Origin of the sequence: Peribacillus asahii (assembly GCF_003570725.1) — a bacterium.
In the GTDB taxonomy this organism is placed as follows: Bacteria; Bacillota; Bacilli; order Bacillales; family DSM-1321; genus Peribacillus; species Peribacillus asahii.
This window is the reverse complement of record NZ_QWVS01000028.1, coordinates 71,853-87,875: the sequence shown is the minus strand read 5'-3', so window position 1 is coordinate 87,875 and position 16,023 is coordinate 71,853. Positions and strand designations below refer to the sequence as shown.

Genomic DNA, 16,023 nt, shown 5'->3' with positions numbered 1-16,023 from the left:
TCGGCATTTTGTACGCTAGGAGAACTTCAACCTAAAGATATTTAACAGTTATAAAAATTGACTAGTATCCATTCTAGCGGAACTTCTTCCTTTAACCTGCTTTAACGTCGCTACTATAAGAAAGCTAACAATCACCAATAAGAGCCATGAACTTACCTTTCCTAGGTGAACGAGACTCCATGCTTCGGTTTGGTTTGGGTATTCCCACGCTCCAAAGAACGTTGCGATATTTTCAGCTATCCATATAAAAAATCCGATAAGTACAAAAGAAAGTGCGAGTGGCATACGATAACGAGTTCCATCAACCTCATATGTAACCCATGATTGCCAAAAGACGATTATTACAAGTCCAGATAACCACCAACGAACGTCAATCCAATAATGGTGGGTGAAAAAATTCAAATAAATCGCAGCTGCAAGAGGTACAACTACCAAAAACGGCGGCCATTTAACCAGTTCAACTTTCAACCGCCTCCATGCCTGGCAAAGATAACTCGCTACACTTGCGTACATGAATCCGCTATACAAAGGCACTCCAAAAATTTTGAAATATCCTTCCTCTGGATAAGACCAGGAGCCCATATGTACCTTGAAAAGTTCAAGAGTAAGCCCAATAAGGTGGAACAAAGTAATAACCTTTAGTTCATCCCGTGTTTCAAGCTCAGAACGCACCATGTACCACTGCATCAGAAGGCAGATGATGAGCAGCCAGTCATACCGTGGCAGGAAGGGAAGTGGCATGATTTGTGTAAAAGCCAAAGAGGTAAAAATAATGACAGGAAACAAACACGATAGGGCTTGCTCCCAACCAAAACAAACGAGATGTTTTAGTGTTCCCATGATTGGTACCTCCAAAAGTTTTTCTGAATATGTGTAAGTCTTGCTTATTGGGTGTCTTCGTCACTTTTGTATTCTAAAATATCTCCAGGCTGACATTCTAAAGCCTTACAAATCGCTTCTAAAGTGGATAATCGAATCGCTTTTGCCTTTCCATTCTTCAATATAGAAAGGTTAGCCATTGTTATGCCAACTCTCTCGGATAGTTCTGTCACGCTCATTTTCCTTTTCGCCAACATCACATCAATATTGATTATAATTGCCATTGTTTTCACCTCAGACCGTTAAGTCATTTTCTGATTTTATATCAATCGCTTCTTTTAACAGTTTTTGAAGAACAGCAGCAAAGACTGCAATCACCATTGAAGCAAAAGGAACAACCAATCCGATAAAGATGACACCGGGGGCGCCGTCTTTATCCGCAAATAGATAGAAAAGCGGCAAGACTAGTACATGCAAGCTACTGATTGTGATGGCACAGTATTTGATTTTCTTTAAAGCTTTTACAGATAATTCGGAGAAAGCTTCGTTCTTGTCAATATATCTTAAAAGTTTAAATGCCTGATATAGAGCAAAGTAAAAAGGTATCGCCGATGCATAAAAAATGATGGAAACGAGATATTCCATATAAGCAAACTCTGGAAGCAATTGTGCTGTAATATTCCCTATCTCAGGCACCAAAAAGATACATAAAGCAAGAACTGGGATTCCAATAAAAATAACAGCTATCTTTAAAAAGAGTGTCGTAACTTGTTTCATAAAAAGTACCTCACTTATTTATTTTCAATTTGAATCTAACACAGTATTTATCGTTTTACAATAAAAAATTATTTATTTTAATAGTATTTTTATTGTTATTTAATTATCCTTTGATTTAGATAAAATAAAAAGCATTCCTCATTATTTACAGAGAAATGCATTCTTTTTGATTACTATTTCGATTGCATGACATTTTTTGTAGAAAGAAGATTCATCTCTTTTCCGATTTTCACAAAGGTATGTAAAGCATATTCCAACTGTTCCTGCCGATGCGTGGCCATTATGGTTAATCGAATACGGCTCATGCCTTCAGGTACTGTAGGTGGGCGGATAGCTGGAGCAAAAATTCCTTCTTCTTCTAATCTTTTGGAAAAATGAACAGCATCTTGTGCAGAACCAATTAAAACTGCAAGAATGGGAGTGGAGCCATCTACAAGCGAAAAGCCTGATTTTTTCAATCCGTTCCGTAAAAATTCCGCATTTTCAAGCAGTCGTACGCTTCTTTCTCTTTCTTCACGAATGATGCGAATTCCTTCTATACTCGCAGCGACAACACTAGGAGATAAAGCCGTTTGGAAAATAAAAGAACGAGCTTTATTGCGTAAATATTGAATGAGGGAATGAGATGCCGCGACATATCCACCCTCTGCCCCAATTGATTTACTAAGCGTTCCCATTAATAAATCAATCTGATTTGTCAATCCAAAATATTCGGCTGTACCAGCACCTGTTTTACCCAGAATTCCTGTAGAATGTGCATCATCGACCATTACCATAGCTCCGTATTTTTGTGCAAGTGAGACGATAGCAGGGAGTGGAGCAATATTTCCATCCATGCTGAACACACCGTCTGTAACAATGAGCTTTCGCTGATAAGAGGTTACACTTTGTAATTTTTTCTCTAAATCGTTCATATCAACATGATTGTAAATAACCGTATCAGCTTTACTTAAGCGGCAGCCATCAATGATACTAGCGTGGTTTAGGGAATCGCTTAAAATAACATCACCCTGCTTCATCAAGGTAGAAATAATGCCGACATTTGCTAGGAATCCACTGCTAAATACAAGGCTAGCCTCCTTTCCTTTAAAAGAGGCAATGTCACGTTCTAACTGTTCATGTAAAGAAAGATTTCCTGTCGTTAGACGAGAGCCGCCGCTTCCTGTACCAAATTGTTTGATTGCTTCAATAGCTTTTTCTTTCATACGTGAATCATTGGCTAAACCTAGATAATTATTAGAAGAAAATAGAAGCACCTTCTTTCCTTCTAGCACTGTTTCTGTATCACTTGATGCATCTATCCTTCGCAGTGTTCGAAATAATCCTTGTTCTCGAATTTGCTGTAATTCCTGGCTAAGATAATCTGTCATGAGCTTGTCCTCCTTCCATGCTTGGTTGCGTTTTCATATGTAATACAGACAGGTGTTGTTTCTAAATAAGAAATATAGTCATCTAGAGGACAATGTTGTTTAACAAAAAAGATGCGTCCTCCACAATCTTCTCCAATATTTTTTAAATGGGTAATCCGTATATAACCAGTAGCAGAACTTGCCACATAGCCAGTTATATAATCTAGGTCATCAGACCAGCATAATTCAGCTATTGTATAAGGAGAAGCTGCGACCTTTGAAGCGAGAGCGAGTGCCTCTCTAATACGAGAAGAGGCAAAAGGTTGGTAAAATGCAGACCAGTTACTCCAACTTTGTGTATGCCAATCCATTCGGGATACCCGTACACCTTTCAGTTCTCGATGATCTAGCCGTTTTCCGGTTTGGCTGTCTACAATAATGGCACCTCTTTGATGTGTTGATTGTTTGAGAAAGTTTAGCCCTTGTGTAATCGCTTCATCTGAAATTCCAAGGAATGAAAGAAGAGATACAGCTTTTTTTCGTCCTTCTGTCACGTTTTGTACATGTTCAGTGGAAACAGGAAGAGGGCTAATTGTCTTGATTTCTTGATTTTGGAGTTTTTCAATTACTAACTGAATGAAATCACAATCACCACGTGAATGATTAAGTGATTTAGTAAGCAGTTCTGTTGCTAATTTATGTAGTTCTTCTTTTTGTCCGAGGCGCTCTCCGCCCGATATATGCCGACCGCCTTGCTCATGGGCTCCTCCTTCAGCTGCTCTCATTCTAATGCTATAAAGCTCGTTTAACATGATGATGTCTCCTTTGTTTTTCACTAATTTTTTTGAACACTTCTTTTAATGGCCATACTGTTAAAGCGGTAAAAGTCATTCCTGGGATAGCCGCTAAAAGCAACGGACCAGAAGGAACGCCGAGAGTGATGGCAAGTACGAAGCGAGCAACCACAGTCCCAATCGGTCCCGCTAGTATTAAAACAGGAAGAGAAGTTCCGAATAAAGCTACTATTCCACCAGCGACGATTCGAAAAGTCATAGCTATTTCGATGTTTAATAGGTTATGAATGCCAAGCAGAAATAAAATCAGACTAGCAAGGATACCTGCAAGAAGGTAGCGTTTGAATCCAAATATAGCCGCAATTGCTACAGCAATAGGAGCAGAAAGCTGGAATTCTGAGCCTGGAATACCGATAGGAATCTTAATTGCTCCTGTAATCGCTATAAAACTAGCAAGTAAAGCAATCAGTGCAAGATCGTAAGTTGTCCATTTTTTCATAAGAACCTCCCAATAATGTCAACTTAAATATAAACAAGTTGACAATTGAGAATATTAAAACATAATACGGTGATATCGTCAATATAGGAAAAATTGAATTTTTTAATGCTCCTATATTAGAAATAAAATGTTATTTAGTCTTCTTTAAGTATCTAGGTATAATATCCTAATAGGATAATCATGTTTCAATCTGTAGATGAGTTGAACATCTGAAAAAGTGGCACAAATAATGGTAGGACAATCTTGGCTTTTTAGCCAGGTTATAAAATAAAAAAGGGAGCTAACAATAACAAATACATACATTTAGTTAGTCAATTAAATTTGCTAAGGAAATGACTAAAATAGAACGAATGTTTTTGTTTTCAATTCTGGTTGATATAATATGGATATTAAAGAAAGAAGTGTCATGCGATTAAAATTTATAAAGGCTATTAGTTTCAAATCTAACTAATTGAACAACACTGCATAACTACATATTGTGACACGTAAAAGGGGATTATGATGGGAAAATTAGAAGAGATATATCCGATCGCAATTGAGCAAACGAAACAAAAGGTTATCCAGGATATTGAGCGCTATTTAGAAACACAAGAGATGCTTCCTGCCTGGCAAACATATATTTCTGACAGACAGTCTTATATTGAGCAGATTTGGATTAATGTTTGGCTAAATAAAGCTTCGAATGATGTACCGAGAAAAGAAAAAAAGGCCTTTTTGAATGAAAAGGGATATGTTACCGAAGGGACAGATAAAAAGATAGTTAATCAATTATTCCGGAATGAATTAAGAAATTATTATCCTTTTGATGTGCTGCCTTGGCTGAAACAAACTTTATCTGAAAATGAGCAAGACTGGGAGCAAAGGTATGTCAATGCAAGGCAAACCTTTTTTAAGAGGCAAGAAGAGAAAAGGCAAGCTGAACAGCGATGGCATATTCGAGAAAAACTACAAAAGGCTGCATATGAATTTTTGGATAAGAATGCTTTTCTTTCATATCTGCATGTCCGTTATCACGTAGCTCGAATGTTGTCTGATGATATTCAAAATAAGAAAAAGTATCATTATACAGAGCCCTACTTACTTGAAGAACCATTGAGGGTGCAGGGGGAACTTAACGCGACAGATTATGTAATGCTTACTGATTTCTTTGAAGAATTGACAGGTGATATTCACTCGCTATTTGTTTGGGGAAGAAGCGACTTTGAATATGAAACTTATTTCTATCGCTATGAAAGAATTGTGTCGGAATTTATTTTAGACTTTGCTCCGAAAAAAGTTATCGAACATTTACCTGAGAAGCTAATGAAGGAGTATACGGAAATTTATGGTGAACCCCTGACTGCAGGAACTCTAAAAGGGGTGTTGCGAGATGAATTAGCAGATTTATCTGAGGCTTGTTTTGATGAGCTTCAGGAGGAATACCTTTCTGATTTGTTGAGACTGGCAGAGGTTCCTTTTGACGAAACTTTGCATCAGGAGATCTTTGAGAAAGACGAAGCGACTAGAGAACAAAGACTGGCCGAAGAATTGGCAGAGCAGGAACGCAGAAAAGCAGAAGAGGAAAGAATCCTTGACGATATTTTTGGTAAGGCGTATAGCGCGGCCTTAGGAAAAAACACGAGATATGTGCTCCATATTGGGGAGACGAATACAGGAAAGACTTATCAAGCGCTACAAAAAATGAAGAGCGCTCAAAGTGGTTTATATCTTGCTCCTCTTCGGCTTTTGGCACTTGAAGTTTATGACAAGCTGAATGCAGAGGGTGTCCCGTGCTCCTTAAAGACTGGGGAAGAAGAAAAGCTGATGGAGGATGCACGCCATATTTCCTGTACAGTCGAGATGTTTCATGAGAAGGATTATTATGAAGTGATGGTCATTGATGAAGCACAAATGATTGCTGATAAAGATCGCGGTTTTTCATGGTATCGAGCCATCACGAAGGCAAATGCAAAAGAAGTACATATTATTGGAAGCCAAAATACTAAAATGATGCTGCTTAATCTTCTAGATGGAGTTGATATTGAATTGCATGAATATAGCCGTGAAATTCCCTTGGAGGTAGAGAACGAAGAGTTCAGTTTGAAAAACACGAAAAAAGGGGATGCTCTTGTTTGTTTTTCAAGGAGGCGGGTTCTTGAAACAGCTTCCAGTTTACGACGGAACGGACATAACGTCAGTATGATATATGGCAGTATGCCTCCAGAAACAAGAAAAAGGCAAATTGAGCTTTTTAATCGTGGTGAAACATCTGTTGTTGTCGCAACAGACGCAATTGGAATGGGGTTAAACTTGCCAATTCGTCGTATTGTCGTCTTAGAAAATGAGAAGTTCGATGGAACGAGCAGGAGAAGATTGACCTCCCAGGAAGTTAAGCAAATTGCTGGGCGAGCTGGGCGGAAAGGCATTTATAACACCGGTAAAGTTGCATTTACATCTGACATTAAAATGATGCGTAAGCTGCTAGAGCAGGCAGATGAACCGATTAAAACTTTTGCCATTGCCCCTACATCAGCTGTATTTGAACGGTTTCAGAAATATTATCGAAACTTAGGGATATTTTTTGAACTGTGGGATCGATTTGATCCACCAAAAGGAACAAAAAAAGCCTCTCTTTCAGAGGAACGCGAGCTATATGAACTGGTTCGTGATACAGAAATTGAAGTTCGCTTTTCTTTAATGGATTTATATGGATTTCTCCATCTTCCGTTTTCAACAAAAGAACCAAGACTCGTCAATCAGTGGTTGGATACCATATTCGCGATTGCCGAGAATCGGGAGCTTCCAGAGCCAGTCATCAAAAGGGGAAATCTAGAGGAGCTTGAGCTTTCGTATAAAGCTATTGGCCTTCATCTATTATTTTTATACCGTATTGATCGGAGAAGTGAAGCGATATACTGGGAACGGGTCCGCGAAGAGATTAGTAACGGTGTGCATGATCAATTAAAAGATGAAGTAATTAATTACCAGAAAAAATGTAAACAATGTGGGAAGAAGCTACCGGATGAATCACGTTTTCCAATATGTGACTCTTGTTATCATAGTAGATATCGAAGAAGGCACCGATCAAGTCAACATTAGGTTAGCTTATTATGGTGGAGATGTTTATATGAAGTGGAAAGCTCATCAGCCGTACTATAAAATTCTTAGAGAAGTCACCTATAATGAACAAAGAACAGTCATTTCCAATCGTGATATGTATTTATACGAAAATAGAATTACTACAAAATATCGTGAATTTCCTATTCATACTGTTCACGATATATCTTTTCGGAAAATGGGAGATGAGGAAGGAATATTGTACCTTCATACAAGTGCGGGTGTATACCCTTTTACTGTTAAGAATGACCCTGGGACATTTATTCAAGTGTTTAAAGAGAGTAAAGCTCTTAGAGGATAACCAATAGTTGGTCAAGGGTGCCTCTGGAGCATGTTTTCATCTTAGATGGGGAAGCTATTAATGCTTGTTTAAAAGCGATTTTTATCACAAATAAACGAGGGGTAAGACCCCACAATTGATGGAAGTTTCAAGCAGTTCAACATACAAGATGAGACCTAACCATCATCAAAATTTAAAACATATAGATAGGGGAGTTCAATAATGGGTAAAAAACATCGTAATCGCATCAATTCTCCAAAAAAGAATAACCATGTTCCAGACGAAGCTGTTATTGCAGAACAAGAGGCACATGGTAAAGAATTTTCTGCGCAAAAGCGAAAGAAATAGTCTTGGTCCAATTACTAAATTTTAATGGGAGTAGGCCCTTTTAAAAAACAATCTGTCTATATAGTCAAATACCGCTCATTTCATTATAAGGTGAGCGGTATTTGGCGTTCTTGTATCAATGTTTTCCTGCGACTTCATTCATAGTCGTCTCAATAAAATGTGTAATAAGTTGATTTAAATTGTTAGCTGATTTTGTAGGAATTTGATGCTTTGCATAATTGATGACTTGTAATTCGTTATAGGGCAAGTTTTCATGTAATAGCTTAGCATAATAATGGAACTGTTTATCTTTTTTTCCGTAAACAAGTAAAACAGGCAGGGGAATGTTCTTTAGCTGATTAGTACAATTATAATGTAAGCTATAACGAAAATACTGTTCGATATTTATTGAATCTCCTGTTAGAGCCTCATTAAAAAGGGTATTGAATAATTTTAAACTGTTTGAATTACCATATGAAATGGCCAGTGCAAGAAGTGGCACTGCTTTGTTGTTTGCAAGTGATATTGCCAAGGAAATCTTTTGTTTTAACTCTCTGTCTTTCACTTCAGACATACCGCTTATTACGATTCCTCCTAGAGCTCGGTCAGAGGCATTCAATAAATATTCGAGTGCAACAGAGCCACCGGTTGAATAGCCGCATATGACTGCTTTTTGAATGTTTAAATGATCTAATAAACGCTTGATATCTTCTACAATTAGCGAATAAATAATTGGTATGTCCGAATATTGACTTCTGCCATGACCTCTAATATCAAAGGTAATCACTTTAAAGTTTTGAGATAATCCTTCTAATTGGTATTTGAAGTTTGAACCGGTGAGCACAGGGGGATGAATAAATACAATAGGAATCCCGTTTCCTTTAACATTATAATATAGGCTTGTACCATCTATATCTAACATTGGCATGTATATAACCACCTCACTAAATCTGAAATTATTTCTAAAACCTTAAGCATTATTCTTTATTCAAAATGGTTAATATGTATTGCTGTATTTTTATATATGAACACTAACAAAGAAATCATTGTTTACTTTAATTAAAGTGTTTTATCATAAAAATACCTACATTGATGTAGGTATTTTTATGTGAATGAAATTTATTTTTTTGTTGAAGGATCTTTATCAAGTCCTAATTCCTCTGAAAACTCTGCTAGAGCAGCTTTTAGCATTGGATTAGCTGTTTGTGTTCGGCTCCTGTTCGTTACATGTTCAACAGGCTTCTGCATATTTCCGTTTCGATTTTTGCTTAATCCATAAGCGACTGCACTAACTCCCAGACCTAATAAAGACGCCCACATCATCCCGTTATTGTTTCTTTTTCTGCCAAATATTTTAAACATGTTTTTTCGTATCCCTGTATTCAATCTTAAACACTCCTCGACCAATCATTTGGAAAGCGAAATTATAGCTTCCATCATCTAATATTGACGTTTTGGTGTTTGATAATGCGGGGAATGTTTTGGTAGACCTTATTTTAAAGCATGTACTATATAGGTGGAAAAATACATTGGAACAAAACCTCTACGACAAGGTTTGTTGTTTATAGGATTACAAGAACCGATTTCTAATTTCAGGAGAAGGTAATAAACAACTATCTTTCTTACCAAACCATTTGTATCTGTTTTTGGCGATTATTTCATAAAAGAAATCTCTAATAGGCCTTGGAATGATTAGAAGAAAATAGGGGATTTTCCAAAGGCCCTTTAAATTTTTGCAAACTTGAAGAGCTGCTGAGGATTTAAAATAACATTTGTTATGATCTATCAGAAAGAAACTATCCATATCTTCTGGAGCATTATATTGTTTTAACAATTTTTTGCCAATATCACTTTGCAGGGAGGCAAACTTATAATAGCCTATAGGGTCCCTTTTGATGATGAATTGAACACTTTGGTCACAAAAATTGCACTCTCCATCAAATAAAATAACTCTGTTCATTTTCATTCCCCTTTTTAATAATATTCTATCAATATATGGCTAAAAGTAAAAAAGAAACCATTCCAACAAGCTATGTACTGGATAATCAAGGTCTAATTAGGGAGGAAATTGTTGTTACAATGAATCAAGAGATCATAAAAGAACTGGGGAAAGTATAAAAAGAAGTAAATATTTTATCATTTTAGTGTTATATATATAAGAAGGGCTTAACAACGAAAATAACCTCTATTTTAGTAAGTGAGTGATTGTTTATGAAGGAAAATCAAACAAACAAATTAGAAAGCAGTTCTCCAACTGTCGATTCTACATATATTCAGCAGCATCTAGCTAATGAACGTACATTTTTAGCTTGGATTCGTACAGCGATTGCTATTATTGGAGTAGGGTTTCTTGTTACAAATGTCCATTTTACAATGAAATCAAGCCTTTCCCCAATAGGTGATTTATTAGCTAATATTATTGGGATATCTTCAGTTATATTAGGTATTTTGACGATTATTATGGCTACCGCTGTATATATGAAAAAAATTACTGCTATTAATAATCAAACATTTCAGGCACCTAAAAAGACTGTGGTAATACTTAGTATCTTTATTATTATCATTTCATTAATTTTTTGTATATACTTTTTAATTGCCTAATTTATTTGTCAATCTTTATGGGGAAAATAGTTTAAGAACATGGTTGTAGCCAGGAATAAAAGAGGGCGACCCATCTGAGTCGCCCGAACATATTATTCATCGAAAAATTCTTTGAATTCTTTCTTGTTAGGGCTATTTTTTTGTTCATATGGATTTTGTTCTGTTGCATTTTGATCCAAGTTTGTAGTAATAACAAGTTTTGGACTTTCTGAGGGTTCAGCGTAAATTCTTGGAGTATGTTGGGTTTGTTTTTCTGTTGTCATAGCTTCAGCCTCATTTCAATGGTTTGGTTAACATATAAAAGAAAATAGGATTAATCACGTTTTTGTTTTTTATTCGATGAAGGCACTTCTATAGAACCTGTTTCTTGTGTAGTTGTGCCTTGACCTTCGACTTGTGAAGAACCAAGGACTGACTTGGAACGGTCTTCTTTAATTTTTTTACTCATTTCGTTCACCTCCAATGTTACTTTTTGCTTAGAGGTAAGAAACTATGCAGGGGAAGACTATCCGTTAAAAAACAAAATAGTGTACAATTTTATTAATGATTGCAACAGGATTTACTGTATAAGAAGTGAGTGTCGCAACTATGTTGGTGTATACATAAAAGGAGAGATATTTTTGGAAGATTTTCAAAGGGAAATGAATGAAAATAGAGATAAATCAAGAAGAGAGAAATGGGAGGGTCATCGTAACCAAGTAAGTGGCTTATTTCATGATGTTTTTTCAAAAAAAGCGTCCGTTGATAAAATAGCTATCTTTGGAGCGGGTAATTGTGATGATTTAGAGTTGAATTATTTAGCATCCAACTGTAACTCAATTTATTTATTTGATCTCGATATAGAAAGTATGAAAAGAGGGACTCAGTATCTCTTAGCAAGTACTCGTAACAAAATCAAACTCGTTGAGCTGGACGTGACAGGATTAAAGAACATCAATTTTGAACATCATTTGTCTTCTTTATTGAAATGTGGTGAGAAGGTTGAGAGCGTTCTACAGTATATGAAGGATACAGAGAAGTATGTAGTTGAAAGCACAAAGGATGAATGGGCAGATTTTCTTGATAGCTTTGACATTGTTGCATCATCAGCTATTTATACGCAATTGTTTTATAACTGGGCTTTGGATACGTTATCTCAATATGAAACCCAATATAATAAGGAAGAATTGGAACAAATCAAAGAAGGGTTCTTAGATTTAAGAGATAGCATCATTCTTGCTTACCACAATTCCATTTTTAAATGCTGTAAGACAACAGGCTTCGCCATTACATGGACGGATATTTTAAAGATGGAACCGGAGTACATAGACACGATTAAGCAAGGACCAAATGCCATTTTTGCTTTAGCCTCGAATATAGGATATGGAGCTGCACTTATTGCTATAAAAGATTTTATCGAGAATGCAAATAAAGCAGATTTTTCACTAAAATATTGGCCGTGGGATTTTAATGAAGAGAAGCAGTATTTGACGATGGGGCTTTTAGGAAAGCTGAATCGTTAGTTGATTGAAATCAAGGTGGATAGAGTTCTTGCGTGGCACAAATGAGTTATAATAAAGAAAAAAGGGCTTGTGCAGCCCGGCGCATATTATTTATTACGACAATTTTTACATACTTGAATCAATTGGTTTGTCTCTGTTCTATGAGGATACAATAACTTAATTCTTGTTTTCTTACACAATGGGCATTCTCCGCGTCCTTTTGATGGTAGGTTTTTTAAGGTTTTCCCTCTATATCTTTTAGCCATTTTCATCAATCCTTACTTTAATAATATTCTTTCTTTATTTAATGATGAAAAGGTCTAAATATTGATAGGCATTTAATGATTTTCCGCTAAGGTATTTAATTCTTAGTTATGTGAAAATAATCCGTTTTGAAAATAGCTCGAAAAATGGCTCCGGATTTGTAGTCCGGAGCTTGTTTTTATCTATTTTTTTAGTTGGCTATGTTAATAGAACATTGTTGATTTTGGCCCCATTTCCCTTGTTTCATGGGGCTAGAGCAACCTTTCAGCAGAGCTGGGTGTGTGTGACCACTGTCTCACAAATGTGAGCCAAAAATCTATCCATAATCCTGTCTCATCAAGCCTTATTTAATTACGCGTTTTGCTCCAATGTAGCGCTCTTTCCAATACTTATCACTCATTTTAATGATTTTTACTCCTTTTGAAGTAGTACCGATAAATGTGCCATTACCATTGTAAATTCCTACATAGGATACTTTTCCTTTTTTACCTGTAGCATAAAATACTAAATCACCTTGTTTTAATGCGTTCTTTTTAACAGCTTTCCCGATTTTATATTGAGCGGTACTCGTTCTTGGAATCGTTAATTCTGTTGCCGCATGCTTATAAACATATTGAGTAAAGCCGCTTGCGTCAAAGCCTTTTGGTGTAGTTCCTCCATATTTATAAGGTGTACCAATGTATAACTCCGCTGTTGCTGCTACTTCTTCTCCATAGTTAATAGATGCTGAAGCATTAGAAGTAGAACTAAAGATGAAGGCCATTGCTAAAGCGAAAATTGATACAATAACTGCACCCCATCTTGGAAACTGTACACTCATACTCATTTTTTCTCCCCCTAAAATTGAATTCCAAGCTAACACACAATGCTAAGTTTATGAGCGCTTTTTATTTTTATTCCAAAAATACCCGGTAGATATTTGTGGAGCAGTATCCTTTTAAGAAGTGATAAATGCTTATTGAATATCGTATTCGTTTTCTTTGTGTTACAATTACTTCCACGAATTTGTTTGCTTTTAAGGGTAAATTTGCATGATAGCAAGTTGCTCGTTAGGCCCAACAAATAATTGATTTGTAAATCCATAGTGAGCTGAAATTCTAGGGAGGATTTAAATGAATAGTCAACGTTGGTTATCTTTAAATTTTTATACTTTTTTCTTTACGTGGGGTATTTTTTTGCCATACTGGACCGGTTGGCTTATTGCAGAAAAAAATCTTTCAGTTTCGGCTGCAAGTATGATTATGGGGACGGGGATGATTGTACGTGCCTGTTCAACCTTATTCCTATTTCCACTGTTCACTAGGATATATTCTTTAAGTGTTGTAATGAAGTGCTTGGCTGTCGGGTCCTTAGGAGTAGTACTGTTATACATATCATTTGATACATATAGTTCATTATTCATCATTACAGTGTTATTTAGTGCTGTTTATCCAAATCTTTTACCTGCTATGGAAAGCAGTGCCTCAGTCTTGGTGAGCACTGGAAAAATCCATTATGGAAGAAGTCGGTCATGGGGCTCGCTTGGCTATACAATTGCTCTTTTAATCGTTGGTGCAGGAACTGCGTTATTTCAAGAGGCAGCGATTTTATGGCTGATGATTATAGGTCTAGTCGCCATTGTTTTTTCTCAATTTCAAGCTGCTCCAGTTGTATTACATGTAAAAGCTAAGCTAATTAATCAAGTAGATGAAAAAGGGAGTTTGAATAAATTATTTGCATCAGAAGGATTTGTTATTGTTCTTCTTATTTCTATTTTATTGCAAGGGTCTCACGCTTCTTATTACAATTATGGGTTTGTTTATTTACAAGATTTAGGGGTGGATAGCTTCTATATCGGATTAATTTTAAATGTTGCTATAGTATGTGAAATTGTATTTTTTACAAAGGTGGATCAGTTTTTTTCAAAAATGAAAATATCTACGATGTATAGTATTGCTGCGATTGGTTCTACTGTGCGATGGGTTATGATTTATTTATTTCCAAACGTTGTTGTATTTATCTTTTCCCAAGCTTTACATGTTTTATCATTTGGTGTTGCACACTATGCATTCATTCAGTATATTTCGCAAAAATTAAAGCCCAATCAAATTCCAACGGCTCAAGGTATGTATGCTGCTTTTGCGATGAGTTTAAGTATAGCACTCCTTACGTTTTTAGGGGGCTTCTTATACGAAGTATCCCCGAAGCTATCGTTTTTAGGTATGACTTTGTCTTCGGTCCCGGCCTTATTACTCACTTTATTTACAATGAGAAAATATAACTATTAAAAATATGATGACCTCTTTTGAATACCGTTGTGTAAAGTCGAAGCTAAAATATGCTTCTAAAATATAAATTCGTACTTTATGATTATAATTCCTTTTAGAATAAGGGATTATTTTTTTACGAATTATTACCCGAAAATACAAAATATTCAATATTAATAGTAAATTATATATACACAATTGGTTAATTAAGGTATAATGTGCATGTGTTTTGGGAAAAGTAGGGGGTCGTCAAGTATGGATAATAGAGATATGGGGCGAATGAGAAAACGGAAGCGGTTAAAAAGGTCGGTACGACGTATATTAACGGCGGGAGTGCTTTTAATTATCGCACTGCTTATTTTTAATAATATTATGACGAAAGACCAGCCAGTTACAAGCGGTGTGACAGAGGAAGAGAAAAAAGAGAAAACGCAAGCCGGGGAGGAAAAGGCACCAGTTGAACCTGTTATTGAAACGATTAAAATCAGTGCAGCGGGGGATTTCACACTCGGAACGGATGAAAGTTTTACATATGCAGGTTCATTTCCAGATGAAGCTTCTAAAAATGGACTGCCTTACTTTGTCGAAAAATTGGATCATATTTTCGAAGAAGATGATTTAACAACCGTTAATTTAGAAACTACATTAACAAATGCTACTGAAAAAGCAATCAAAAAGTTTCGCTTTAAGGGAGATCCTTCTTATGCTCAAATTTTAGAACTTGGTGGAATCGAAGCGGTCAATCTAGCAAACAATCATACTATGGATTATTTACAACAAGGGTATGATGATACAATTGCAACACTAGAAAAGCAAAAAATTGGTTATTTCGGATACGAACATCACTATGTTACGACGATTAAAGGCGTGAAAATAGGGGCTCTTGGATATGAAGGCTGGGAAGATACACCAGAAACGCGTGCTATTGTTGATGCGAATATAAAGCGTCTAAGAGAACAAGGTGTCCAGATTGTTTTAATTCATTTTCATTGGGGAATTGAAAGAAGCTATGTTCCAACTGAATCCCAGCAATCACTGGCTCGTTATGCAATCGATAGCGGAGCGGATTTGATTCTAGGACATCATCCTCATGTTCTTCAAGGAATTGAGGAGTATAAGGGGAAGTTTATTGTCTATAGTTTAGGAAACTTTATGTTTGGTGGGAACCGAAATCCAGCAGATAAGGATACATATGTGTTTCAACAAACATTTCACTTGAAGGATGGGAAACTGACAGACCAAAAAGAAATAAAGGTTGTACCGTTCTCGATTTCTTCTGTTACGTCTAGAAATAATTATCAACCATTGTTATTAGAAGGAGCAGAGGCAGAGCGAGTGAAGAATAAAATCATTGACGCCTCTAATCAAGTTAATGGGTCAGACTGGCTTCAATATGAAACTGAATAAAGATGATAGTAGGATGGAAGGAAGAACACTAAAATAGGGTGTTCTTCCTCTTTATTTTGCTATAATAATATTATTCAAGATTC

19 protein-coding genes are annotated in these 16,023 nt (G+C 36.1%); 7 read left to right on the top strand and 12 right to left on the bottom strand.

Going from position 1 to position 16,023, the window contains the following annotated elements; translation table 11 throughout:
• Nucleotides 1–48 precede the first annotated feature (48 nt).
• The 6 genes from D1953_RS14670 to D1953_RS14645 all read right to left on the bottom strand — a co-directional run bounded on the left by D1953_RS14670 (nt 49) and on the right by D1953_RS14645 (nt 4,238).
• The gene (locus tag D1953_RS14670; RefSeq protein WP_119117936.1) at nt 49–840 is read right to left on the bottom strand and encodes a DUF817 domain-containing protein; all 792 of its coding nucleotides are present in this window, start codon (nt 838–840) and stop codon (nt 49–51) included.
• A gap of 44 nt (nt 841–884) precedes the next feature.
• Nucleotides 885–1,103, bottom strand: a complete 219-nt coding sequence (locus D1953_RS14665; protein WP_119117935.1) for a helix-turn-helix domain-containing protein — start codon at nt 1,101–1,103, stop codon at nt 885–887.
• A 10-nt stretch (nt 1,104–1,113) separates the two neighbouring features.
• Entirely contained in the window at nt 1,114–1,596 is a 483-nt protein-coding gene (locus tag D1953_RS14660; protein WP_119117934.1) for a DUF2975 domain-containing protein, read from the bottom strand.
• Between the two features lie 173 nt (nt 1,597–1,769).
• Entirely contained in the window at nt 1,770–2,966 is a 1,197-nt protein-coding gene (bioF, locus tag D1953_RS14655; protein WP_119117933.1) for an 8-amino-7-oxononanoate synthase, read from the bottom strand.
• Nucleotides 2,963–3,757, bottom strand: coding sequence for a 6-carboxyhexanoate--CoA ligase (locus D1953_RS14650; RefSeq protein ID WP_119117932.1), 795 nt, complete (start codon nt 3,755–3,757; stop codon nt 2,963–2,965). Before D1953_RS14650 ends, bioF begins: the two co-directional genes overlap by 4 nt.
• Nucleotides 3,738–4,238, bottom strand: coding sequence for a hypothetical protein (locus D1953_RS14645; protein WP_119117931.1), 501 nt, complete (start codon nt 4,236–4,238; stop codon nt 3,738–3,740). The genes D1953_RS14650 and D1953_RS14645 overlap by 20 nt, the downstream gene beginning before the upstream one ends.
• A 498-nt stretch (nt 4,239–4,736) precedes the next feature.
• On the opposite strand from D1953_RS14645, the gene D1953_RS14640 reads away from it, so the two are divergent.
• The 3 genes from D1953_RS14640 to D1953_RS21995 all read left to right on the top strand — a co-directional run bounded on the left by D1953_RS14640 (nt 4,737) and on the right by D1953_RS21995 (nt 7,962).
• On the top strand, nt 4,737–7,316 hold the full coding sequence (locus D1953_RS14640) for a DEAD/DEAH box helicase (protein ID WP_342769259.1): 2,580 nt from the start codon (nt 4,737–4,739) through the stop codon (nt 7,314–7,316).
• Between the two features lie 28 nt (nt 7,317–7,344).
• The gene (locus tag D1953_RS14635) at nt 7,345–7,635 is read left to right on the top strand and encodes a hypothetical protein (RefSeq protein ID WP_119117929.1); all 291 of its coding nucleotides are present in this window, start codon (nt 7,345–7,347) and stop codon (nt 7,633–7,635) included.
• A gap of 201 nt (nt 7,636–7,836) precedes the next feature.
• Nucleotides 7,837–7,962: a hypothetical protein gene (locus D1953_RS21995; RefSeq protein ID WP_281271562.1), complete on the top strand. Its 126-nt coding sequence runs from the start codon at nt 7,837–7,839 to the stop codon at nt 7,960–7,962.
• A gap of 115 nt (nt 7,963–8,077) precedes the next feature.
• Here the strand turns inward: D1953_RS21995 and D1953_RS14630 are convergent, their stop codons facing one another.
• From D1953_RS14630 to D1953_RS14620, 3 genes are all read right to left on the bottom strand, one after another.
• A complete protein-coding gene (locus D1953_RS14630) occupies nt 8,078–8,869 on the bottom strand; it encodes an alpha/beta fold hydrolase (RefSeq protein ID WP_119117928.1) in 792 nt (263 codons plus the stop codon).
• Nucleotides 8,870–9,060: 191 nt separating this feature from the next.
• A complete protein-coding gene (locus tag D1953_RS14625) occupies nt 9,061–9,327 on the bottom strand; it encodes a hypothetical protein (protein WP_245980165.1) in 267 nt (88 codons plus the stop codon).
• A gap of 184 nt (nt 9,328–9,511) precedes the next feature.
• On the bottom strand, nt 9,512–9,901 hold the full coding sequence (locus tag D1953_RS14620; RefSeq protein ID WP_119117927.1) for a thiol-disulfide oxidoreductase DCC family protein: 390 nt from the start codon (nt 9,899–9,901) through the stop codon (nt 9,512–9,514).
• A 251-nt stretch (nt 9,902–10,152) separates the two neighbouring features.
• Here D1953_RS14620 and D1953_RS14615 point away from each other — a divergent pair, with 251 nt between their 5' ends.
• Nucleotides 10,153–10,542 (top strand): YidH family protein, encoded by a 390-nt coding sequence (locus tag D1953_RS14615; RefSeq protein WP_119117926.1) that lies wholly within the window; start codon nt 10,153–10,155, stop codon nt 10,540–10,542.
• A 92-nt stretch (nt 10,543–10,634) separates the two neighbouring features.
• Here D1953_RS14615 and D1953_RS21325 read toward each other — a convergent pair whose 3' ends face one another.
• Entirely contained in the window at nt 10,635–10,805 is a 171-nt protein-coding gene (locus tag D1953_RS21325) for a hypothetical protein (RefSeq protein WP_164853176.1), read from the bottom strand.
• 50 nt (nt 10,806–10,855) lie between these two features.
• Nucleotides 10,856–10,990: a YuzL family protein gene (locus D1953_RS14610; protein ID WP_119117925.1), complete on the bottom strand. Its 135-nt coding sequence runs from the start codon at nt 10,988–10,990 to the stop codon at nt 10,856–10,858.
• Nucleotides 10,991–11,162: 172 nt separating this feature from the next.
• Between D1953_RS14610 and D1953_RS14605 the strand changes: the two genes are divergently transcribed.
• The gene (locus D1953_RS14605) at nt 11,163–12,044 is read left to right on the top strand and encodes a hypothetical protein (protein ID WP_119117924.1); all 882 of its coding nucleotides are present in this window, start codon (nt 11,163–11,165) and stop codon (nt 12,042–12,044) included.
• 586 nt (nt 12,045–12,630) lie between these two features.
• Here the strand turns inward: D1953_RS14605 and D1953_RS14600 are convergent.
• Nucleotides 12,631–13,113, bottom strand: a complete 483-nt coding sequence (locus D1953_RS14600; protein WP_119117923.1) for a C40 family peptidase — start codon at nt 13,111–13,113, stop codon at nt 12,631–12,633.
• A 286-nt stretch (nt 13,114–13,399) separates the two neighbouring features.
• Between D1953_RS14600 and D1953_RS14595 the strand changes: the two genes are divergently transcribed.
• Entirely contained in the window at nt 13,400–14,554 is a 1,155-nt protein-coding gene (locus D1953_RS14595) for an MFS transporter (protein ID WP_119117922.1), read from the top strand.
• A 351-nt stretch (nt 14,555–14,905) separates the two neighbouring features.
• On the top strand, nt 14,906–15,940 hold the full coding sequence (locus D1953_RS14590) for a CapA family protein (protein WP_425454281.1): 1,035 nt from the start codon (nt 14,906–14,908) through the stop codon (nt 15,938–15,940).
• Nucleotides 15,941–16,023: the final 83 nt, after the last annotated feature.